Here is a 21,711-nt window from a genome sequence, read left to right on the forward strand (position 1 = left end):
GACCTCAGTTACGTGTGCCACGAATACTTTCAGTGAAAGCCTTCCGTTGCAGGCGACGGTTATCCCAGGTTGAAATGACGTCCGAGCTGGTACCGACCTGGCTGTGCGATAGCTCATAGGCGGCTTTAACCTGTTTTGAGAGATTGTCTGTTAATCGGTTGAGATCATCCCTTTTACCCGACAGCGACTCACTCGGTATGCTCATGGTTGAAATTTTGGCCTCAACCTGGCGCAACATGTTGATTACGAGGCTCGTCGCAGCAATAGTGCTGATGTCCTGAATGTATGCGTACCCTTCCGGTGCTTCGAATGTTTGCAAAGAGTCGATAATGGTCGGGATGCCGATATAGGAGATAATGCGTAATTCATCATCTGAAACACGAACGTCGTTGATGATTTTTTTCTGTACGTTTAAAAGAAGATCAGAAATGGTATCCTTCAATCCCTTAAAACCACCGTCATTAACTTCTGACATGACAAGGCACTGAGCCTTTCGTGGGGATGATGGATCTGGTGCCGGAGAACACTTGAGCATTTTAATTGATCCGCCAGCTGGTGGCCCCATGATGTAATCCGTGACAGTCATGGTAGACGGGCGGACTTCCATTCCCGCTTTTTCGCCTTTGCTATCCCAGTTGATAATGACAGTACCTACGAGAGACATAAGTTGTTCTGCCAGTTTATAACCGGATAACTCCGTTACCCCTCCGATGTTCATCGTTCCCTTATCAATATCCATGAACGACATATAGAAGAGGTTACCACTGAATTTTTCAGCGAACTCTTCGGGATCCTTTGCTTTAACCTGAGAAGTGACAGCTTCAGGTGACTTTGTCATCGATGAGCCAAAATCAGGAATAAGACCATTAATCGATCCCAGAATTGAGGCTGGTCCAGAGCTAACTGAGTTAGCGAACTGGCTTGGCGTACCCACGTTTTCAGAAAGGAAAGAGTAAGTTGCATTGCATGAATCTTTCGCAAATTTATTTAGCGCTTGCAGTTTGTTTTGGATGTCATTAATCGTTGCAGCACAGTCAGCACAAATAGCTGAAACAGCAACGTTAAAAGCATAGATAGCCGCACCCTGGGCAATACCACGGGCCACCTGCACAAGCTGGTCCCCGTTGATCATGCTGAAGGACCCAAGAAAAACGTCAATACCGTTACAACCGACAGAAGCTTTTGGAAACGACATGGAAACAAGGTTGGTATTAACGTTTGTTGTTCGGTAAGACATTGACCCGCCAACTATGCCTGTACGGGTTGCTGTGGAAAAGGTGGCCGGGCTGGTAGACGTCATCATGCCATTGAAAATGTTACGCATTGCGTTGTCTGCATTTGCAGTCGGGGCTAAAATTGCAGCACAAACAGAAAGAGACAAAAGTAACTTTTTGAAGTTGAAAACGGCATTACTGCGCATAAGTGCCTCCAAAACTGCCGCCAGCATTGAGATAATTGACCGGATCGGCCGTAGGCATGTCATAGCCTTCGAGTTTTTGGTCCATTATTTTTTGAAGTAGGAATGGGTCTGATTCCATTTCGGATTTATTAACGGTAATAACGCCATCATCGCCGATGGTATATTGCCTTTTAATATCTAGAGTTGACTGGAACGAAGCGTCATCGATCAGATTCATGCCCTTCGCGGCAAGTATAATAGTGTTCTTTAATTCATCAGCGGAGATCATGCCTTCACTAATGCGCTGAGCTGATGTCCCATCCTTTGAAACCAGGAAAATTGTAGGTACCTCTCGAATTTTAAATTGATCAATAATTTGTGCGTTGGGGATGTTAAAATCCTGAAAAAGGCCATTATGCAATGGCCTTCCATCCATACTGATTGGAAGAATATCTACCGAATAATAGTTCTGCATAAATTGAAGTATTTGGCTTTCTTCGTGGCAAAACTGGCAAGTACTCTGGAAAAAGAAAAATAAACCTGACTTAGTAAAGATATCTTTCATTACCGTTTGCTGATTTTTTTCAACAACAGTGCGGTGAGCATCCAGTGCCACCTTTTCCACTGGTTGCCTGCGTTTTTCAGACATCATCGGGTTTTTAAGAAAATAATCTTTTGATTTGTCAGAAAAACGCGTACTGATATCCAGCATTAACCTTTGCGCCGTGTAATAACGTGATAGATTTTCTGCGGTAGGGTTATCCATTGCCTGCGTTAACAGTCGAGGCATATTCTCTTTTAGCCATTTTGAATTTAAATCTACCATTTCCTCTTTTGAAGGCGAGCTAGCAGCACCGGTTGGTGGCAAAACCTCTTCTTCTTCAGCTTCGCTTTTTTTAGCAGGATCGTCATACCAGAAGAAACCCTTCTTATAAGCCTGGCCAGATACAAAGGGCGTATCTTTTATTAGGGGTTGCTCAGGGCTGGCGTGGGCACCAGTAATTACCAAAGACATAAGCAAAACCATCTTTGAAGGCGCTAATGCAATACGAGTCATAGACCGTTCTCCTTTTCTGATGCGGTTATGATGGCATACAAAAAAAAGGTTAGAGCTCGTATAGCATGGTCGTTTTTATGTTGAAAAGGACGGAAAAGGAGTGCTGACTAAGAAGATAGTCTCGGTGATGGAAAGATCATCCATCTTGCACGTTGTCAAAAATCCGGTGTAACAAAAACATGGTTTTATCGAATATCTAAAAGCAAATATTGCTTTGAAAACAGGTGTATTTAGAGCTGAAAAAAATCATCACAAGTAATGCTGTTTCTATATTTCAAAAAAGGAATAGCTAAGGATCAAAGAAGCGAACTTAGACAAGAATATAAAATATATTAATTGAAAGCGATTAAGAAGTCGTCATGCATAGAAGGTTTTGAGAACCTAAGTAGTTTTACGTTTTCAACAGAAAAAAAGGTGCACATTTTTGGAACGAAGAAAAACTGAATAAAGAAAAATCAAATTATATCTTTACTTGTCAAGAGTTGATATTTAAGTTGTAACTAATATTTGATTGTAAAGCAAACAACAGAATTTGACTTAAGTCAATATTTAGATTCAGACAAGGCAAGTTTCGCGATATCTTTTTTAAATTTAATCTAATTCTTCTTGAGAATACCTCTCTATGGCTGAAGCAGTTGAAGATAATCTGCAACGTGGACAATGAGCATCATTTGTCACTGGCACAATGTATGGGCGTTTACATTTTTCGCAGGCACCTAGTTCTTCAATTTCTTTCATAGAAGTAAGGATTTCTATTATTTTATTAACTTCCGGTGCGCATACAAAGTATCCCAGATTATGAAGGACACTCATTATTCGGTTGAAGTCAATTTGCCGAAAACTCGCTTCCGGATTTATTGGATCAAAACCAAAATAGTTAACTGCGACATCAATAACAGCAGAAAAGGCTCGGCGGTTATCTGTGCGTTTGCTCCAGCCCCGGATACCTTTTTTGAGTTTTGTTTTTGCACCAGGCTCAAAATCGATATTTTCAGCAACATGATTACCGTACAAAATTCGTATTGTATTTTTATTTGCCCCAAGCGACATAGTTCTTGCTGCTCGCAATAGAGCATTAGCTTTTGTTTGATCGACCTTTGCCATATCAATAATCCTTTAACATAACTTTATTTGTTAAAGTGTTGAACACATCCTGACGGTGACTGGTGAACATAGTGTCATAACGTAATAGTTCCATCAAATCATCACTAACTTTTCCTAACCGGATGTCAGCAGACAATTCATAAGCCCAGGCAAAAACTTTCGTTTTAAGTGAAACACTCTCTTCAATATGCCCTTGTGAGAAAGCAATTGTACGTGGGAAAAGAACGACATCGTTAATTGTTTTTAACGATGAATAACCAATGTCTTTAATAGCATCAGCTGTAGTTGGTTTTAAACCAAAGAAAATACTTACAAACTCTGGTGCGAGCATTGAGATAAAGAACACCTGCATAAAGTAGTCATTCTGTATATCAACACATTTAGAACGCAACTCATGAATCTTCTTGGGATTATAGATATCCACTGTACCATTCAGAAAAGTCACTTTTTCACCGGCATCGTAAATACCATAGTCAATATCATTTGTATCATATTCACGAATTACATTGGAATCACCGTCCAAGACCGCAGAAAAAAACCTCTCCCATGTAATTTCCTTTCCGAGTGTACGCGGAACCAAAAAACTACCTGGACGTGTTTCCACTTCAAAAGCTAAATCAGCGGCTGTACTAAATCCTTTCCCAAATAGGCGACGCTGGAGAAGAGGAGTCCCAGTTTGATATGCAGAAGATCCATGCACAGGCAATAACATTAAAAATGCACGGTAACTACGAATAAGCGAAATCTCAGTGCGGAAAAGTTTACCGAGTAAGCTACGAGTTAAATTATCAGATTCTGACATGTGCTGATTGTCCTTGCGCCATTACAATTGTTCAAATCTTCAACATGGATTTTTTGTTAGGTGTTCGGTAGGGTGAAAAGTAACTTTTAGTATTTTCTTAAGGCTTGAATAAGCCTTAAATCTATCCCTTCAACCACACCGCTTACTTGTAACACTTTTTAACCAAACTAACCAGAATTTTATCAAAAATTCCTGCGCATGCTAACGAAATGTGAAGCGATTAAAAAAAAACCTAAATCCAGCCCCTCCCAACGTTGGATTAGAATAACGACGTCTTTCACTGACCGTCATAAACTGACATTTTTACTTTTCATCAACCTCATGCTTACATAGGATCACTAAACAAAGAAAAGTGACCCTATGAATGCCTCACATAGGGTCACTTATGTTTGAAAAGTGACCCTATGTAATGTCGTCATAGGGTCACTTTTTATAAAAGTGTCACTATGGACAAAGTTCCATAGGGTCATTTTTTTTGGAAAAGTGGCACTAGATATATGTATAACTTTAATAGAGCAATGCACATTATCAAAAGCAATAATCCACAATGGTCATTCTGTCAAAAGTAACTTTAGGGGGTAGCGATGGAAGTGAGGCTAAACTCGCTGTTACTGTTTCTGAAGGCCCCTCCCGAATGGGGGAAACAGCGAGTGCATTACATCTGTTCAATTCCCTCATCAAAGAGCATTCAAAAATCTTCTGTTCGTGAAAAAAAACGGAAATTTCCTCCGGTATAGTAATTTCACATCAGGAGGCGTCATGAGTAATTCAAATCTTATAAGTTCTATAGAGCTAACACGTAAAAATTTACGTGCTCAGATTGAAGGTTTGCGTGTTGAGGCTGAAGATCTCATTACAAAATACTGGATCAAGTGGAAGGAACGAAACCACCAAGAGATTAACCTTACCCGACATAGCAAAGTTCCAAAGAGGGAGTACCTGGGTTCTTACGCACCAAAAGTTGAGCTAATTGGTAATGCCAGAAAAGTAACGATCACTTGGCATCAGTTCAGCCCTTATAAAACAAGAGCGCCTAGCCACATGTCAAAACGGGTGCAACCAATGAAAAGTGGAAAATATTCTAAGAACTGTTTTGTAAACCATGCCAGCTGGGAATACGAAATGATTTCTGAAACGGAAGCATTGCTGGAGCCTTACAGAGAAATGCTTGAGCTCTATCATTCAGCATATATCGAACTTGGACGAAAAATCCGTCAATACTCAAAAACTAAGGTGGCACAATGAACGACGCAATTATCACGGACAATGAGCGTATTAACATTGAACCAAAAGATGTAATGGTAAAAGGTTCAAATAAAAAGCAAGGCGTAAACGCTCAAACTTCTACTCAACGTAGACCAGAGCACCAGGGTATGGCCAAAGTTATTATTAACCCCGGCACCCCAGACTTTAACCGGTTTTTAACTGCCAGAAATGGAGCAGTCATCAGAGGTTTTGATGATGTGAGTATCGCTATTTCCTCTCTCTTTAAAACGGTTGATGCAGTTAAACATCCTGACCTTGTTCAGGCTATTCAGGATTGGTTCAACGAGCTGCATGAAGAAAACAATAAGATGAAAGAAAATCTTGTTGCTTATATTAAGTCAATTGAGTTCGACAAGAATGACTCATTCATGTCATCAACTCAGTTTGTACCTTTCAGTTTTGAACCAGTACAACTCAACTTCAATAACCACAACACCATGAGGTTTTACAAGTACATCTTCGAGATGAACCAGCTCATGAACACAATGTATGAGTACAACTCATTGGGTTTACTGGCTGTAAGCGACTATCCGGTTATGTCTCACAACATTATAAAGAGTATTAATTTATATGTTGAGAATGTGAAAAAGACTCTGAATGTTTCTCGCCGTAAGGATGGGCCATACAGTCCAGCAGAGTTCATCACCAAAGTAATGCAATATAAAAGTGTGCAGGCATACATTGCAGCCGAACTGTCAGGCAAACGTCGATAAGGTATGATGATGAATTTCAGGGCGCTGTATTTATGTATTAAACGGATTTTGGGGATATTCTCATCTCAGGAGAATGATGCAACCTCTGTAATGATTGAGGATATATCAAGCCTCTCTCCTTTTGCGCAGATTCTAGGAGATCAGAAGTACACTGTTCCTGATCATCCAAATCCAGAAGTCCTGAAATTCATCGAGTATCCAACTCGTCCGACGGGCATACAGACATTTAATGAACAGTCAATCCTGTCTCTGTATCGGGAAAAGCTGCACTCAATTTCAATGATGTTAGCTATCAGCGATAGCGACATCAGGGACGATGCATATACATTTACTAATTTAGTTTTAAAGCCCTTGGTTGAATATGTTCGCTGGATACATCTTTTGCCAGCTTCCGAAAATCATCATCATAATGGTATTGGTGGGTTACTTTCTCACAGCCTGGAAGTGGCCATACTCTCTTTAAAAAATGCGCATCACTCAGAACTGAGACCAATCGGATATCAAGATGAAGAAGTAGTCCGTAGAAAAGTATATCTCTATGCTGCGTTTATCTGTGGTTTAGTCCATGATGCCGGAAAGGTTTACGATCTCGACATTGTAAGCCTGAATTTAGCTAGTCCGATCATTTGGACGCCAAGCTCACAAAGTCTTCTTGACTGGGCACGTGAAAATGACGTGGTTGAATACGAAATCCACTGGCGAAAGCGTATTCATAATCAACATAATATCTGGTCCAGCGTTTTCCTTGAGCGAATCCTAAACCCGGTATGTCTTGCATTTTTGGATCGGGTAAATAAAGAACGTGTTTATTCAAAAATGATCACCGCCCTAAACGTTTATACTGATGGGAATGACTTTTTGTCTAAATGCGTGAGGACCGCTGATTTCTATTCTACTGGTACAGACCTTAATGTTTTACGTGACCCTATCATGGGTCTGCGTTCTAATGATGCAGCAGCAAGGGCCATTAGTACCATCAAGCACAACTTTACCAGTATCAATATCAACAATTACAATGCTAAGCCTATGCACATCATTATCGTAAATGGTGAGGTATACCTTAACGAGAACGCATTCCTTGATTTTGTTCTCAATGATTTCGAATTACATAAATATAACTTCCCTCAGGGAGAGGCTGGTAAGACCGTATTGGTAGAATCCCTAGTTCAACGTGGTTACGTCGAGCCCTATGATGATGAGCGTGTCGTTCACTACTTCATTCCGGGTATCTATTCGGAAAACGAAATATCAAACATCTTTAGAAATGGGATAGGGAAACTAGAATTCTATAACCTTCTTAAGCTAAGGTGGATTGGTTTAATCTTTGATTCCTATAAAATCCCTGACTCAGTGCCGGGTCTTTTTAGCGTTAATGCCAATAAAGACTTTATTTACATTGACGAGCAAAAAACAGTTACTGAATACAGAAGACCAGTGCCCGGTCGGGACGTTATAACTAAAATTACTGATACTGTTGAGACGGCTGTTCTTAAGGTTAATGATTTAGGCCGCTCCTCTGCCTCTATTGATGTTGATATACATTCTAAGAAAAATGAAGGCTCATCCGACGATTTTGAGAAGAAAGCCGAAAGTGATAATGAAATTGATAATGACACGCAGATAGTTAAATCTGAGGGTGAGGAAGCAGCTGATCCTGTCATTCCTGATATAGAAGAAAGTGAAGATGAATCGGCAAAGGACACGGAATCCCATGTCCTGGTCAACCAACTTCATGAACTCCTTTTAAGCGCTCCACTTTCCAATGACTATATAGTGTGTGTTGATGCTGTCCCCTACCTCAACATAGATACCACTATGGCATTGCTGCCGGGATTAGATGAAAAAGCATTCAGTGAAGAGCCCTATTTCCAACTGACATTCAGAGAAGGCTCTCTCGATGGAATGTGGATAGTAAGGGACATTGACGATCTGCGTTTAGTCCAGCTCGGCGATAACTGCGCCGGGTTCCAGCTCACCTATCATGAGCCAAGAAGGCCAACAACTTTAAAGTCACTTTTCAATACTTCTATGTATCAGGCATTAGTGATTAATGATGAGTCTTCTGTTGAAAACTCTGCCCCACGTCCAAAGCAAACGCTTGAGCTGCCTCCCCCACGTGTAAATGCAGTCGAAGAACATTCTGGCGACGTGGAATATCATGGAACCGATAGTGCATCCGCGACTGGTCCGCTGAAAACTGAGGCTGTGGAATATGAACATTATCAACATCTTTTTGAGAAAGAAGATGAAGAGCATGAGATCATTGATTATACCGATTTCTCACAGCTTAGTGTTTCTCGGCCAGAAGTCGGTAGTTGTGCAACAAGCTCTTCGGTCCATAATGAAAAGCTTCTCTCCGAGCCGTCAGAATTACCAGAACTTAACCGAGAACAGAACGCTGATCCCCAGGGTACGAATGAACGCTCTATGGATGTTTCTGTAGGACAAGAAAACTCAGAACCAGATACTGAGGGTAACTGCCCACCACCAGCTGAAGTTGTGTATTCCCAGACCGAAGCAGCCGCAACCAGTGTGATGGCAAGTGAAGAGCCCGCCTTACCTCCTGTACTTGAAGAATCAAATGGAGAGCATGCGCCCACAGACGCTAAGGGGCATCATCTTTCGCCAGCACTGGCCAGACTGTTCGCCCCAACAGCACCGGTAGAAAAACAAAATCCCAAGCGCAACCGGAATAAATCATCGGACAAAGCAGAAGTACAAAAACCAGCATCACCTGTTTCTGGTCACAATCTGAACAGTAAAGTCTTTGCATCTACTGAATCAGACCAAAATGGTGAATTCTCGCTTATAAGCGAAGGTGACGTTACAGAGCTTGAATTTGTAGAAATTGCGTTAGTACTGCATCAAATTCTGTCCAAAATGGAGGTGGCGTTTAAAAGAAAGCGCAAAAACAGATTTATGGTAAGTACTCCTAATACTCTCTATCTGACCCAATCTTGCGTGGAAAAATTTGGGTCGCAGTTAGAGGCTCAAGATCTTTTCAATAAGCTTCCTCAGTACCTCGTTAATTCTGGTGCTGTGATCAATACAAAATGCCATGCATTTAACATGCCTACTTTGCTGGCCGCATCAGACCGGGCGAAAGTGGACATTGAACGAATTATCAATAACCTGAAAGAGGCTGGGAACCTATAATGTCAGATTCGAAGAGGACTAACCTCCATGCACAAGAGAATTTTTATCGGCCTATTCTTGAGTATCGTAGTGCCTCAATACTTTTGATTTGTTCGGTTTCTATGCTTTATATGGGACTTTCTTCAGACGGACTGGACATCGCCCCAATAGTTCTGTTCACCTCAATATTGCTTTTTTTGCTGTGCCTTTATCGTTGCAAAACAGCAGCGCCATTTTTGATGGCTCATTGGCGTGTATTCAAGCGACATTTCATGTTCGTTAGTCTTGATTCACTGCGTGTAATTAACAAAAGTAACTTTTTCTCCAATGAGCGAAAGTATCGTCAACTGGTTCAGGATTATCAAAATAAAAATAAGGATATACCCGAGCGAAAGTCCTATTTTTGTGATGGGTTTGAGTGGGGTCCGGAACATGCGGATCGGGCATATCAAATAGCTAACCTCTCCAGTGATAAACGTGAGATCGAGTTGCCATTCGTCTTCAACCCAATTAAGAGACATTTTGACGCAATGGCTCGTAAGATGGGCGGCAGCAATGCAATTTTTGCTGTGGAACGTAGGGAACCCATATTTGTAACTGAAGACAATTGGTTTGGTCATACTCTGATAACCGGAAACGTGGGTACCGGGAAAACGGTGCTACAGCGTTTACTAAGCATTAGCATGCTTCATCTTGGTCATGTTGTTGTTGTCATAGATCCAAAGAACGATGCAGAGTGGCGAGAATCTCTAATGGAAGAGGCTAAGACCCTCGGTCTTCCTTTCTATAAATTTCATCCTGGCCAGCCAGCATCTTCGGTCTGTATTGATGTCTGCAACACCTATACTAATGTTTCTGACCTAACATCTCGTCTTTTGAGCTTGGTGACAGTTCCCGGTGAGGTTAACCCATTCGTTCAGTATGCCAAGGCTCTCGTTTCCAATGTGATTTCCGGGCTTTCTTACATAGAGAAAAAGCCTTCTATTTATCTGATTCACAAGAACATGAAAAGCCACATGTCTATTGTGAATCTTACAGTCAAGGTAATGGAGTCATGTTACGCGAGATATTATGGTTACGATGTCTGGACCGAAAAAGTTAAGTACGTCGCTAACGATACCTTGCCGGTACGTTTCAAGCGTCTCGCTGAATGGTTTACGGCTCATTTCATGAATTACGAGGGGTCCGAACAAATAGACTGGTTAGATACTGTTTCCCAGCTTATTGATTACTCAATGTCCGACCCAGAGCATATGGCTAAAATGACCGCAGGTATTATGCCTGTTTTCGATATGCTCATTGAAAAACCTTTAAATGAGCTTTTATCTCCTAACCCGAACTCAGTATCATCAAGAGAAATTGTAACAAGCGAAGGGATGTTCAGCACTGGCGGGGTGCTATACATTTCGCTTGATGGCCTTTCAAACCCCGATACAGCAGCTGCTATTTCTCAATTAATAATGTCAGATCTGACCTCCTGTGCCGGTAGTCGCTACAACGCTCAAGATGGTGATATGTCAGCTAATTCCAGGATAAGTATTTTTGTTGATGAGGCACACTCAGCCATTAACAACCCTATGATTAACCTTCTGGCGCAGGGTCGTGCAGCGAAAATTGCACTGTTTATTTGCACCCAAACCATCTCCGACTTTATTGCTGCGGCAAGTGTTGAAACTGCCAATCGAATTACGGGGCTCTGCAACAATTATATAAGCTTGCGAGTCAACGATACTCCTACTCAGACGCTTGTTGTAGAGAACTTTGGTAAGAGTGCGATAAGCACAAATATGGTCACTTATACGACCGGTTCAGAAACATCTTTGCCGCATAATAACTTCTCAGGTTCAATCTCAGAAAGAAAGCAGACAACTTTAGAAGAGAGTATTCCAAAGGATCTCTTGGGTCAGGTCCCTATGTTTCACATAGTTGCCAGGCTTCAAGATGGCAGGAAGGTTGTAGGCCAAATCCCTATTGCTGTTGCTGAGAAACAAATGAAGCCAAACACAACTCTGTCGGAAATGCTTTTCAAGAAGGCCGGAAAAGTTACTTTGCGTCAAAATCTCGATATCAAAAATCTTAATAAATTTCTAAGGAAGTTGCATTGATGGATGAAAAAATTGTCCTGACGCGCCAGCAAATTTTAAGCTCTGCACTAAAAGTCAGCAAATGTCGCTCGCTCGTAAAAAGGCGCTTTCAGTCTTTGGGTTTAAAGTACGCAGATTCTCAGGAAGTTCGAGATCGGCTAACTATGATAGAAAAAAACGCGTTTCATCATTTGGGAAAATTTTGTCAGAGCAACGATATCGATTCCCTATTCTCCATGGCAAATACCCTGTCTGAGCTTTTCCTTTTAAAGGGAGAGTTGATCACGACTGATCCCTTTGGGGACCGTGAAACCAGCTACTGGTCGGTACCACAAGGATCATGCCATGAATGGATTCAATCACTGACCACCAGCGAAGGTCCTGAACGTAAATTCGTTAGTTTCCGTATTTCTTTCGATAACAATGACGTACGGTGTGATCTTGTAAAAAAGAATGCCCGTATGCTTGGTTGTTATCTTTTGCCTTATTTCGTCGATTTAACACGCACGGTGGGCGCATTCATTAATTTGCCAGGTAGTGTCTCTTTTAAACAAGTACAGCGCATCAAACCCCAGATTCATCCAGAAACAACACATAGTCATATAGTTACTATTGAGGACTCTCCCTTTCTTTCTCGGTTAAAATTTAAAATCATTACTGCCATAGATCAGCTTCCTGACCCTAATGGCCTTTATACAAACACCTTTAACAGCATTATTGACCGTGCACTGCTGACTCATCTCAAAACCGAACAGGAAAAAATAGATAGTCCAAGAGTCTGCAAAAATGTGATTTCGGCTTTTGCCGACTCAACTCTTTCTCTGCCGGTGTTTAACATCGGCCTAAACGAGCAGTACAGATACTGGACGCCGTGGGGCATCAACTTTATAGAATTTTCCCGCCAGGCCGCAAAAGCAAGGACCGCTGTATTTGTTCCTGATGTGGGACAGATCGAGTGGAAAAGCGCAGAGCATAAAGAACTGGCGGAGTTAAGCCTCATCGACCAAATCATACCTAAACAGTACCACTGGCTCCTGGGTATCCCGACGATGTGGCGTAACAACTATTGCAATCACGATCAGAGGCTAGCTCTTTTTCGTGAATGGAGGGAAAGCAATGGCTGCGGATAATACAAGCAGGGCAGCAGTGCTCAGAACAATGCTTTTTTTTGGCATGGTCATTTATTTTGGTTACAGCTTGGCTTTCCAGAATACTGAGGAGCTCAAATATCAGATTACTCAGGAGGTTAATGCAAGCCGGTCCATCATATCAAATGACCGTTGGAAGTCTGTCATTGCAAATAGTGAAGCGACTTTAAATTGGTTGGTACATGACTATAAGTTAATTGACTATCTGAATACTATTCTGATCCCTGACACCAAAAAACCAGCCAGAGGTATTAACATTGTTGCTGAAAAATTTACCTCTATTAATTACACTATGGCCAAAAACATACCCCTCTTACTTTATCAGTCCATTTTCCGGTGGAACTTAATCCTGGGGTGGCTAATCGTTTTTCTGCCCTATCTATTTGCCATGCTAGCAGATGGAATGTACCAGTGGAAATTGAAGAGGTACGTATTTGGTAAGGTTACAGTTCAGTTTTATCGTATTTGGTTTCGAGCATTTTGGGTGATCAGTGCTTTAACGATGGTCTACCTGGTCATGCCAAATATGTCACTATTTAACAATATCGCTCAACTTTTCCCACCAGTCGCTTTATTGATACTGGGAATTGCATTGAATCGCTTGTGGTCTAACTTTCAAAAACTCATGTAAAGGTGGTCAGATGTTAAGCAGTAAAAAAAGGAAGTCCCCTACAAATATCAAAGAATCGCTCAATGATAACGCTGACCGTTTTTATAAGATGTTTCGCATTCATACCACGGCAAAAGTTGCTATGTCGCTAATTGCCATGACCGCTGTAGGGTTTTCTTTCTACAATCTTTACGAACAATGGCAGGACGCTGAAGGGAAGAAAGACCATATAGCTGTAATACGGATTTCTGGCGAGATGGGTACCGGCTCGGAAACGGGCGATGGAACAGTGATCGCAACAGCTCTTGCCAAAGCTTACAATAATCCCCATGCCAAAGCAGTTATTATCGAGGCAGAGTCAGGTGGTGGTGGTCCCTCTGACGCCATCATTATTTACCGCCAGATAAACGCGCTTAAAAACCACCAGCCACAGATTGAACGCGTATCAGATGCCGGTGGCTCTCTTTCATCTGTAGCCGCTGACAAGAGTAACAAAACCGGGAGCACAGAACGTGGCGATGAAGCACGGTCGAAGCAAAACTCCCTCGAAGTACTCTCCAGCGGTACCGGTCGTTTTTTCTCTGATATCGCAGACTCATATAAACCAATCATCGTTAGTGTGAAAGGCATATGCGCATCCGCATGCTATTACGCGGTATCGCCCGCTGATGCAATTTATGCCGACAGTAATGCCCTGATCGGTTCTATCGGTGTGCGTATGGACCACTGGAATCTGTCAGAGATCATGAGCACAGTAGGCGTCAAGAATGAGCCCCTTACGGCCGGTGAGTTCAAAGATGCTCTTGACCCCTTCCACCCATTGTCCGATTCAACGAGGGAGTTCATGCAGAAGGAGATCCTGAACACGATGCATGAAAAATTTATAACTGATGTTGAACTTGGACGGGGTAAAAAGCTTCTCTCGCGTCATGATGCCGATGCTGTTTCTCTCTATTCAGGCCGTGTATGGCCAACACCTCAGGCAGTTAAGTACGGCCTGGTGGATGGAGATCTTACGTCAGTAGAGATCCGTACACGTCTTTCAAAAATGTACTCCACTGACACGTTCAAAAACTACAATGAGCCTCATCGTAATCTCCGTTCTGCACTCGGCATGCTGATGAGCCTGTCTTCAAATATTGAGAGCCTTACCGGTACCACTACCCGCTTAGTAGAATCTGTTAATGCCACCAGCTACCCCTCTGTGAGGTAACATGGATGCTTTCAATCTGCTGTGGAGCATTACGGGGGTAGCTTTCATTATCCTTATTTTCGTCGTGTTGCTGTGTCTGTTGGGATTTATGACCTCTGCCATAGCGGAACGGCGGACTGCAAAGGCAATTGAATCTGGGCTTCCTGAAGAAGCTCAGGGGCTACTTAGTGATCTCACCTTTCAGTTGTCGGCTCATAGCACTACGCAGGTTGATCACATTCTCGTAGCCCCACATGGTATATACGTCATAGAGCAGAAAAACTACGTAGGCAAGCTCTACGGTACTCTGGAGGAAAGCCACTGGCGGAAATGGACTCAGTCCCGAACCCTCAAGTTGCAGAACCCGTTTAAGCAAAACCAGGGGCACATCAGGGCTATTCAGTCTGCTCTTAAGGCTAGAGAACTGGAATGTATCAATGTCGTCATCATAAACGGACGTTGTAAGTTTGATGGCATCAAGCCGGAATGGTTATGTATGGGGATGGACGATTTTATCCATAAAGTCAAACAACGACGAGGGCTACGGTTGTTCACACCGGAGTCTGTTCAGCACATCTGTTCGGTGTTGAAGTCAACAAGGAAGTCGCCAGGGCTCTATACGGACCTTACTCATATTCATAACATAACGACAAAGTACAAAGCCCCGATGAAATTCGAGCAACGAGTAACATACATTCTGCTCAACTTTATCCATTATCTGTGGGCAAGTCTGTTCACTAAGCAGAAGCCTTAGCGCTCTATCATTGGTAAGGCTGTAAAATGTCTGCAAAAGGCCCCATCGGTAAATTGTTGGGGCTTTTTCTTTGCGTAGTTCTGATACGGTTTATCCTGTGGAGCATTATGGCCACCAGCCAGCTGGTGACTGGCCAACGCTTTGTATGACGTAGCCTACTCAGGGCAGGCTATTTTAGAGGGACCGATTTTTATCCGGGCTAATTTAGAAAGAGATAATTTGAACTTAGGCGGGCTGACCACCAGCAGAGAGGTAAATCACTAGCCGGTGATATTGACAGAAGTCGTCAGGGGTTTAACGCCGGAATATTTTGCCAGGCCTCCTGCAAGGTCTGCAAGACTTCTACAAGTGATAGTGACGGCCACAGGACTGTTTCCGTCATTATCACTCCAGGTGGCTCGCACTCTACTGGTACCAGAATTAAAACAACACGAGTTCCTTTTACCTGGTAGGCAAGGTTTACTGCCGGTTGGCGGTAGGAGGCCAGTACACCCTCACCATATTGAGCAGGGTTACTTGCCCAGTTCCGCACCATTGCATACACCTGAGGCATATACCGACTATCCAGATCCCCTTTGGGCCGTCTGAACGGCACGATTTCTTCTGAGCGGTAGGTGGTCGTTGTTGTATTGGTTGTCATCTTTGTCACCTCCCCTGTTCGTCCATTTAGAGTTTTAAGCTGCTTTACACATCACACTCAACTGATTATTTAAGCTGGTCATCGTCTCTGGCCAGCATAGCCCAACCATTCGCCTGGTTTTCGCGGGAGTAAGGATTCATTTCAAAATAACTATCTACCGCGTCGCTGTCCGCAACAGAACTGTTGTTAGCTCTCTTTGAACCCTGAACCACTACAGCATCAACCTCTGCGGCTTTCCCGTTGCGCTGTACCAGGATTTTAACCGTATTGGGCTTACGTCTTGCGAGCAGTTTGTTGGCGATAAAAAGCACAACAATCCAGGCCAAAAGCACGTATAAAAATGTATTCATAATGCCCTCCTTTGTATGTGATTATTATACCTGCTTCCATTGCAGGCCAAACAGGTTCGGTGCATGAAAAATAGACTTCTCTCCGGCGTATAGCAATCTACTTACTGATCTGTTTTCGTATCAAACTGTATGGCATAACCGAGGGGCGTACGTGGTGAGTCAGAAAGTTACTTTTCCGTAATAGTTAATTTCAGATCCTTCTTCCAGTTACGCTTCAGTATAAAACCGATACCCTCTAATTCAGCATCCTTCACGTTTAATACGCTTCACTTTAAGGCAGGGCTTTTCGGTTGAAATGAATTCTTTTTCCGGTTGCTGGACATGGGTTTCATCCTGATAGTTAAAGTTGCAGGCTATCAGTCACCACCACCACCTCCGTCACCTCCTCCACCGCCACCATCACAACCACCAGCTATGCTATTTTCACCATTACAATCACCTCCGAGGGGGTTCAAATGGCTGCTCCCCTGTAGATGGTGTCCTTGCCAGATCGAACCCGAACCAGCGCCTCCTGAGCGTCTTTGCTTGCCCTGAGGCAATTGTGCAGGCTCACCAGCACCGGCGGTACCAAAAATGTCCCGGGCAATTTTATAAAGAAGGTAAAAAGGTACGCCCAGCATCATAAAAAAGATTACTGAAAATATTACACGTTCCATTGATGATCTCCTGTCTTGTGAGAGACCAGTTATATCAGGGTGATTCAGTATTTCCGTTTAGAAAAGAGTACTAATTTGGCCCTGTTCGCTCTTAATTTGCCATCCGGGAAAAAGTCATAGGGATAGGCCTGCCAGAGTCAATAACTTCCAGTGATCTGGAGGAGACCCCGGCTCTCTGAGCCCTCATGGATGGTACGGCTTTACCCCTTGTAAACAGATTCACGTTCCGCAGGACAAACATCGACTACTGACGTCTCATATTTGCTGACGCTAATCCGACGTCTCATTGCCGTCTGCTTGTTTTCTTTAAAGGGTGTATTAGACGAATATCAAATCGGAATGGTAGGGGATGTGTGGGCACCATGCCCGGCCCTCTTTGAGCATCTGAGAGATTGGAGACCTAGCCGGGTAAGATAGCTACTTTCTTACGGGTTACCCTTCAAATCCAAAGACGAAACGGACGCTGCCGTTCTCCACGTGGAGACGCTTTACTTCTTCGACAAATTCCTGGATCACCTCTCCGGCGTTATCGGGTGGTATGGCTGACAAAATTTCTTCCGAAGTCAGCCATGAGTATGAATGTTCACCGAATAAATCATCATCTTCGGACGGTATATCATCAGGTAATCCGCGTAATGCGTGGATAAAAACTGCTGATGTGCTCGCCCTTTCACGATCTACATCAAATCCGAGCCAGGCAAAGTGGAGATATGATCGGTCCCCTTTATAATTGCTTGATAAATTAATCCATTTACCAGGCTTTTCTTCCCTTTGAAATCGCCAGCAGATATCAACGCCCATTAAGAAACTCCATTACTATCGTTCGTATGAGATGGCTTTGTTGAATAAATCAGATTTCGGGTAAGTCTCCCCCGTAGCGGGTTGTGTTTTCAGGCAATACGCACGCTTTCAGGCATACCTGCTTTCGTCATTTTGTTCAGCGCTCGTACCAGGGCCATAGCCTCCGCAACCTGACCATCGTAGTCACGCAGCGTCAGTGAACCCCCGAACAGCTGTTTTACCCGGTACATCGCCGTTTCCGCTATCGAGCGACGGTTGTAATCTGTTGTCCATTTCCACCGCGCATTACTCCCGGTCATTCGCTGATTAGCCACTGCACGGTTACGGTCTGCATATTCACCGGGCCAGTAACCCGCGCCTTTTCGGGGCGGGATAAGCGCGCTGATTTTCTTACGCCGCAGTTCATCGTGACAGAGCCGGGTGTCGTAAGCGCCGTCTGCCGATGCTGCCCTGATTTTTCTGTGAGTCTGCCGGATAAGACCCGGGAAGGCTTCTGAGTCCGTCACATTGTTCAGCGACAGGTCTGCACAGATGATTTCATGTGTTTTACTGTCAACGGCGAGATGCAGCTTACGCCAGATACGGCGGCGTTCCTGGCCATGCTTTTTGACTTTCCACTCGCCTTCACCGAAGACCTTCAGCCCGGTGGAATCAATCACCAGATGCGCGATTTCACCCCGGGTGGGCGTTTTGAAACTGACATTAACCGACTTTGCCCGCCTGCTGACACAGCTGTAATCCGGGCAGCGTAGCGGAACGTTCATCAGAGAAAAAATGGAATCAATAAAGCCCTGCGCAGCGCGCAGGGTCAGCCTGAACACGCGTTTAATGACCAGCACAGTCGTGATGGCAAGGTCAGAATAGCGCTGAGGTCTGCCTCGTGAAGAAGGTGTTGCTGACTCATACCAGGCCTGAATAGCTTCATCATCCAGCCAGAAAGTTATGGAGCCACGGTTGATGAGGGCTTTATTGTAGGTGGGCCAGTTGGTGATTTTGAACTTTTGCTTTGCCACGGAACGGTCTGCGTTGTCGGGAAGATACGTGATCTGATCCTTCAACTCAGCAAAAGTTCGATTTATTCAACAAAGCCGTATGAGATAACTATCATTTCAGAATACTATGACTTCTTCCCGTATAGAACTAATCGCTCACGCCATTTAGCTACTTACTTTTTTTACGTACGCTTGCAGCGCAGTACCTTGAGAGAAGTAAGTAAGACTGGGCGAAGCCAACCGGTTCCGCCACCTCGCTCACCGGCTTTTAGGCGTAAGCACTGAAGTCAGCCTCCATGCTAACTGGCGAGCCTGCGAAAGTCAGACTCGTTGTTATAAAGCGGCATATCGTAAGCAGTGTCTGAAATGAACATTCGGATCTGCTCAAGCGTCATGCCACAATGAAAACGGGTTACGCTCACATTGGCCCGGGGGAAGTCAGCACAAAATGCATTCAAAACATTCTCATGGACAATACCAATGTTGATTAACGCAGCTGGCCCGTTGTCACGGAAAGATACGACACGGAATCCCCCATACCAGCCTGACTGGGAGAAAAATGAAAATGCACTCGTTGCCAGACCATTAGACAGGTCATAGCGCAATTTCCCGCTCAGAGACTGGCTGTCTCTGCTGTACACGCGATTAATGAAAATGCCGGGACCAACTTCTACCGGCTGCTTGTTGCTTGCTAAACACGGAAAGCCCACCAGCGAAACCTCCCTTTCTCCTAACCAGTTTACCTGATACCCGGCAGTGAGAAAGTCAGTCAGTTCTACGCCAGAAAGAGCATTAATGGCCGCAATATCGGTATCCAAAATATTTACGTTTTTCATATTCATCTCATCTATATTCTAAAGTGCGTTTTTTGTCTATCAGCCCGAGGATTGAAAATTTGAATATTTAATGTGACAGAAAAATACCTGTCACCTTTTCAAAAACTGCCTGCAATTGAATATCGAGAGAGTCCATTTTAAAATCCACCAGCTCAGCTTTATTATCGCAAACCGAATAAAAATAGGAGTCAAATGCGTCTGTATCTTCATCTTTAAAAATACGGAAGGAATTAATTTTATTATGCCCTTCAAATTCGGCATGAATACCATAGCGAACCGAGCCGTCATCGAACTGAACAACCCGTCGTACAGAATTAATCCGGACGTACTGTTTTAAGGCCCTCGCGAAATCGGCATTTAACGCCAACGCTCGTAAGATTGAATCAGCGGTTTCATTCTGCTTTTTACGATCATATTCAAACATCCCACAGCCGGTGTTACGAAAGACCGGCTGAAGAGCATTAACCAGGTTGAAGGAATCCACGTTTCTGTCGTTTCTGTACATGAGATATCTCCTGCCCCTCCGCTATACGAAGGGGCTTGATAGGGTTACTGCCAGGCTGCGATCACTTCTTCGCACTGGAAATGAGATAAGCACTGCTGGAGTAAAAGGGCCAGCACCGCTGTGTTAGGGACGCGATTGTTACACCACGCGTTGAATAGCAGCTGCCATGGACCGGCATAATACCCGGCCAGTTTCTTTTTTTGTTTATCTGTGCAGCAGCTGGAAATGGCCTGCTGATAAAGGCTTTCATTCTCGGCACCAGAGCGTTGTTGCAGTGCCTGATAAATATAGGAGTAGACAGAATCGGAGCAATTAGATGCATAGGCCAGATTGGTTTTCATAATACCTCCTGTGTTTTTGGGTATTATATAAAACTCCGACCTACTGGCTAATAACCCACACTGTAATTTCTTTTAAAAACACAATAAATTTTCAAAATTGGACCAGTGTGGATTTAAGCGAGCAGTTTAAATCTTTATGAACTAGCTTTCAAAGAGGTTGGTTTTTCGGGAAGTTTTTTGCCAGACCAGCATGTTGGTTTTTTTTCTGTAGTGCAGATTAGCTGGTACCTGCCCCTTCTTACCTCTTTGAGCAATGACTGTTTGAAATATGGTAAGCCCAGTTCAAAAACCCAGTAACGACCGTCTGCAAAAACGACTGAATTTTCAACGCCATCCGAAGCCACCAAGGATGCATCATTAAGTAGACGTTCTTCATAATGAAATGGTAATGAAAATGTCAGATATAACGCACAAAGTACAAAGATTCCTGTGAGACTAACTGCCAGTGAACCACAATAACCAGAATAAACATTTAAATTTCTTTTGATAAATTTCTCATGCAAGATTACAAGCAGACAGAATACACAAGCTACCAGCCCAAATCCTACATGCAGATAAAACTGTCTTATTTCATCATTCCAGACGATGTTGTCCCATTTCGTGCTTAAGATTGAACCCAACAAGGAGATAATAAAAGCGGCAATTTGAGAACTGATAAAGTAGGAGAAAGCTGACTTTGAAGTTATTTTTTTCATAGAAACAGGAACCTCTTTACCTCGTTCCTGATCAGAGAAAAGACACAAAACGCACCATGCGCAAAAAACTGCAAGTCCAGATGCAATAATCTCGCGTAAAAACATATTAAACGTTTCCGATAATGAATAAGTAATTACCATATCCTCTCCGTAAGTCTACATATAATTCAGACGTGACAAATAATTAAAGGCATTGCTATTCTATCATTATGCATTGCGTTTAAAATCATTTCTAATTCAGCAGAGTAGCGATACAGGCATTTCGCTATCCTAAAATCTGGTAGCTTTCCATTTCCTTGCTGAGATAAATCAAAATAATTCTATTTATTGCCTATTCGGATGCTGCAAAACCTTATAAATCCGGATGTATATCACTTAACAGTGAACCATTCGGTGACTTGCTCTCCGTGAGGTCCACCGGGTTTATCCAGTAGGGAACATTCTGCTTTTACCGTTTACTGCATACGCGAGCAGGAATTCTGTTGCAGTTCTGCATTTGCCTGCTTTTCCAGTGCTGTCATAACCCGGCGGAGCATCGCCAGAGCCTGAACAGGCGAGCTCCCAAACTGCACTTTCACTTCATCCGTATCATGATCCTGAATCAGGTCGAGGATGTTCACTTCGATCCCTG

22 protein-coding genes are annotated in these 21,711 nt (G+C 43.3%); 8 read left to right on the plus strand and 14 right to left on the minus strand.

The annotated features are described in order from the left end of the window. Positions 1 to 4: 4 nt before the first annotated feature. The 4 genes from trhH to QMN38_RS23790 all read right to left on the minus strand — a co-directional run bounded on the left by trhH (position 5) and on the right by QMN38_RS23790 (position 4,362). A complete protein-coding gene (gene trhH / locus QMN38_RS23775; RefSeq protein WP_001257292.1) occupies positions 5 to 1,420 on the minus strand; it encodes an IncHI-type conjugal transfer protein TrhH in 1,416 nt (471 codons plus the stop codon). Beyond that, on the minus strand, positions 1,410 to 2,456 hold the full coding sequence (locus QMN38_RS23780; protein WP_000196727.1) for a thioredoxin family protein: 1,047 nt from the start codon (positions 2,454 to 2,456) through the stop codon (positions 1,410 to 1,412). The genes trhH and QMN38_RS23780 overlap by 11 nt, the downstream gene beginning before the upstream one ends. A gap of 591 nt (positions 2,457 to 3,047) precedes the next feature. Further along, a complete protein-coding gene (locus QMN38_RS23785) occupies positions 3,048 to 3,560 on the minus strand; it encodes a hypothetical protein (protein WP_001140952.1) in 513 nt (170 codons plus the stop codon). A gap of 1 nt (position 3,561) precedes the next feature. Then, positions 3,562 to 4,362 carry a hypothetical protein gene (locus QMN38_RS23790; RefSeq protein ID WP_000004208.1) on the minus strand — a complete coding sequence of 267 codons (801 nt, stop codon included), beginning with the start codon at positions 4,360 to 4,362 and terminating at the stop codon, positions 3,562 to 3,564. Positions 4,363 to 5,121: 759 nt separating this feature from the next. Between QMN38_RS23790 and mobI the strand changes: the two genes are divergently transcribed. The 8 genes from mobI to QMN38_RS23830 are packed head-to-tail and all read left to right on the plus strand — an operon-like array spanning position 5,122 to position 15,264. Then, on the plus strand, positions 5,122 to 5,607 hold the full coding sequence (mobI, locus tag QMN38_RS23795) for a conjugative transfer protein MobI(A/C) (RefSeq protein ID WP_000071885.1): 486 nt from the start codon (positions 5,122 to 5,124) through the stop codon (positions 5,605 to 5,607). After that, on the plus strand, positions 5,604 to 6,341 hold the full coding sequence (locus QMN38_RS23800) for a hypothetical protein (protein ID WP_000995978.1): 738 nt from the start codon (positions 5,604 to 5,606) through the stop codon (positions 6,339 to 6,341). The genes mobI and QMN38_RS23800 overlap by 4 nt, the downstream gene beginning before the upstream one ends. A 9-nt stretch (positions 6,342 to 6,350) precedes the next feature. Further along, entirely contained in the window at positions 6,351 to 9,497 is a 3,147-nt protein-coding gene (mobH, locus tag QMN38_RS23805) for a MobH family relaxase (RefSeq protein WP_001011152.1), read from the plus strand. Then, positions 9,497 to 11,581, plus strand: a complete 2,085-nt coding sequence (traD, locus tag QMN38_RS23810; protein ID WP_001284073.1) for a conjugative transfer system coupling protein TraD — start codon at positions 9,497 to 9,499, stop codon at positions 11,579 to 11,581. Before mobH ends, traD begins: the two co-directional genes overlap by 1 nt. After that, entirely contained in the window at positions 11,581 to 12,690 is a 1,110-nt protein-coding gene (locus tag QMN38_RS23815) for a hypothetical protein (RefSeq protein WP_000343600.1), read from the plus strand. Before traD ends, QMN38_RS23815 begins: the two co-directional genes overlap by 1 nt. Continuing rightward, on the plus strand, positions 12,677 to 13,339 hold the full coding sequence (locus tag QMN38_RS23820; protein WP_000718549.1) for an IncC plasmid conjugative DNA transfer DtrJ family protein: 663 nt from the start codon (positions 12,677 to 12,679) through the stop codon (positions 13,337 to 13,339). The genes QMN38_RS23815 and QMN38_RS23820 overlap by 14 nt, the downstream gene beginning before the upstream one ends. Before the next feature lie 10 nt (positions 13,340 to 13,349). Beyond that, the gene (locus QMN38_RS23825; protein WP_000952985.1) at positions 13,350 to 14,531 is read left to right on the plus strand and encodes a S49 family peptidase; all 1,182 of its coding nucleotides are present in this window, start codon (positions 13,350 to 13,352) and stop codon (positions 14,529 to 14,531) included. A gap of 1 nt (position 14,532) precedes the next feature. Further along, positions 14,533 to 15,264 (plus strand): nuclease-related domain-containing protein, encoded by a 732-nt coding sequence (locus QMN38_RS23830; RefSeq protein ID WP_000338612.1) that lies wholly within the window; start codon positions 14,533 to 14,535, stop codon positions 15,262 to 15,264. Between the two features lie 286 nt (positions 15,265 to 15,550). Here the strand turns inward: QMN38_RS23830 and QMN38_RS23835 are convergent, their stop codons facing one another. The 10 genes from QMN38_RS23835 to QMN38_RS23880 form a co-directional block, all read right to left on the minus strand. Then, positions 15,551 to 15,904 (minus strand): hypothetical protein, encoded by a 354-nt coding sequence (locus QMN38_RS23835; RefSeq protein ID WP_000210769.1) that lies wholly within the window; start codon positions 15,902 to 15,904, stop codon positions 15,551 to 15,553. A gap of 65 nt (positions 15,905 to 15,969) precedes the next feature. Beyond that, entirely contained in the window at positions 15,970 to 16,254 is a 285-nt protein-coding gene (locus QMN38_RS23840; RefSeq protein WP_001091367.1) for a hypothetical protein, read from the minus strand. Between the two features lie 356 nt (positions 16,255 to 16,610). Next, positions 16,611 to 16,910 carry a hypothetical protein gene (locus QMN38_RS23845; protein WP_000442693.1) on the minus strand — a complete coding sequence of 100 codons (300 nt, stop codon included), beginning with the start codon at positions 16,908 to 16,910 and terminating at the stop codon, positions 16,611 to 16,613. Between the two features lie 432 nt (positions 16,911 to 17,342). Beyond that, positions 17,343 to 17,711, minus strand: a complete 369-nt coding sequence (locus QMN38_RS23850) for a hypothetical protein (protein ID WP_000537761.1) — start codon at positions 17,709 to 17,711, stop codon at positions 17,343 to 17,345. Positions 17,712 to 17,800: 89 nt separating this feature from the next. Then, positions 17,801 to 18,769 carry an IS5-like element IS903B family transposase gene (locus tag QMN38_RS23855; RefSeq protein ID WP_013815099.1) on the minus strand — a complete coding sequence of 323 codons (969 nt, stop codon included), beginning with the start codon at positions 18,767 to 18,769 and terminating at the stop codon, positions 17,801 to 17,803. Positions 18,770 to 19,002: 233 nt separating this feature from the next. Continuing rightward, entirely contained in the window at positions 19,003 to 19,539 is a 537-nt protein-coding gene (locus tag QMN38_RS23860) for a hypothetical protein (protein ID WP_000800251.1), read from the minus strand. Between the two features lie 67 nt (positions 19,540 to 19,606). Further along, positions 19,607 to 20,044 (minus strand): hypothetical protein, encoded by a 438-nt coding sequence (locus QMN38_RS23865; protein WP_000286108.1) that lies wholly within the window; start codon positions 20,042 to 20,044, stop codon positions 19,607 to 19,609. Between the two features lie 44 nt (positions 20,045 to 20,088). Continuing rightward, positions 20,089 to 20,385: a hypothetical protein gene (locus QMN38_RS23870; protein WP_000856246.1), complete on the minus strand. Its 297-nt coding sequence runs from the start codon at positions 20,383 to 20,385 to the stop codon at positions 20,089 to 20,091. A gap of 134 nt (positions 20,386 to 20,519) precedes the next feature. Further along, positions 20,520 to 21,221 (minus strand): hypothetical protein, encoded by a 702-nt coding sequence (locus tag QMN38_RS23875; RefSeq protein ID WP_000237191.1) that lies wholly within the window; start codon positions 21,219 to 21,221, stop codon positions 20,520 to 20,522. Positions 21,222 to 21,535: 314 nt separating this feature from the next. After that, the gene (locus tag QMN38_RS23880) at positions 21,536 to 21,700 is read right to left on the minus strand and encodes a hypothetical protein (protein ID WP_228737264.1); all 165 of its coding nucleotides are present in this window, start codon (positions 21,698 to 21,700) and stop codon (positions 21,536 to 21,538) included. Positions 21,701 to 21,711: the final 11 nt, after the last annotated feature.

It is taken from the genome of Citrobacter sp. R-1.5.2 (assembly GCF_035064245.1).
GTDB lineage: Bacteria > Pseudomonadota > Gammaproteobacteria > Enterobacterales > Enterobacteriaceae > Citrobacter.

Excerpts from the sequence above, each read along its gene's own strand:
- trhH (WP_001257292.1), bottom strand. The coding sequence starts at position 1,420 with ATGCGCAGTAATGCCGTTTTCAACTTCAAAAAGTTACTTTTGTCTCTT.
- QMN38_RS23780 (WP_000196727.1), bottom strand. The coding sequence starts at position 2,456 with ATGACTCGTATTGCATTAGCGCCTTCAAAGATGGTTTTGCTTATGTCT.
- QMN38_RS23785 (WP_001140952.1), bottom strand. The coding sequence starts at position 3,560 with ATGGCAAAGGTCGATCAAACAAAAGCTAATGCTCTATTGCGAGCAGCA.
- QMN38_RS23790 (WP_000004208.1), bottom strand. The coding sequence starts at position 4,362 with ATGTCAGAATCTGATAATTTAACTCGTAGCTTACTCGGTAAACTTTTC.
- mobI (WP_000071885.1), top strand. The coding sequence starts at position 5,122 with ATGAGTAATTCAAATCTTATAAGTTCTATAGAGCTAACACGTAAAAAT.
- QMN38_RS23800 (WP_000995978.1), top strand. The coding sequence starts at position 5,604 with ATGAACGACGCAATTATCACGGACAATGAGCGTATTAACATTGAACCA.
- mobH (WP_001011152.1), top strand. The coding sequence starts at position 6,351 with ATGAATTTCAGGGCGCTGTATTTATGTATTAAACGGATTTTGGGGATA.
- traD (WP_001284073.1), top strand. The coding sequence starts at position 9,497 with ATGTCAGATTCGAAGAGGACTAACCTCCATGCACAAGAGAATTTTTAT.
- QMN38_RS23815 (WP_000343600.1), top strand. The coding sequence starts at position 11,581 with ATGGATGAAAAAATTGTCCTGACGCGCCAGCAAATTTTAAGCTCTGCA.
- QMN38_RS23820 (WP_000718549.1), top strand. The coding sequence starts at position 12,677 with ATGGCTGCGGATAATACAAGCAGGGCAGCAGTGCTCAGAACAATGCTT.
- QMN38_RS23825 (WP_000952985.1), top strand. The coding sequence starts at position 13,350 with ATGTTAAGCAGTAAAAAAAGGAAGTCCCCTACAAATATCAAAGAATCG.
- QMN38_RS23830 (WP_000338612.1), top strand. The coding sequence starts at position 14,533 with ATGGATGCTTTCAATCTGCTGTGGAGCATTACGGGGGTAGCTTTCATT.
- QMN38_RS23835 (WP_000210769.1), bottom strand. The coding sequence starts at position 15,904 with ATGACAACCAATACAACAACGACCACCTACCGCTCAGAAGAAATCGTG.
- QMN38_RS23840 (WP_001091367.1), bottom strand. The coding sequence starts at position 16,254 with ATGAATACATTTTTATACGTGCTTTTGGCCTGGATTGTTGTGCTTTTT.
- QMN38_RS23845 (WP_000442693.1), bottom strand. The coding sequence starts at position 16,910 with ATGGAACGTGTAATATTTTCAGTAATCTTTTTTATGATGCTGGGCGTA.
- QMN38_RS23850 (WP_000537761.1), bottom strand. The coding sequence starts at position 17,711 with ATGGGCGTTGATATCTGCTGGCGATTTCAAAGGGAAGAAAAGCCTGGT.
- QMN38_RS23860 (WP_000800251.1), bottom strand. The coding sequence starts at position 19,539 with ATGAAAAACGTAAATATTTTGGATACCGATATTGCGGCCATTAATGCT.
- QMN38_RS23865 (WP_000286108.1), bottom strand. The coding sequence starts at position 20,044 with ATGTACAGAAACGACAGAAACGTGGATTCCTTCAACCTGGTTAATGCT.
- QMN38_RS23870 (WP_000856246.1), bottom strand. The coding sequence starts at position 20,385 with ATGAAAACCAATCTGGCCTATGCATCTAATTGCTCCGATTCTGTCTAC.
- QMN38_RS23875 (WP_000237191.1), bottom strand. The coding sequence starts at position 21,221 with ATGGTAATTACTTATTCATTATCGGAAACGTTTAATATGTTTTTACGC.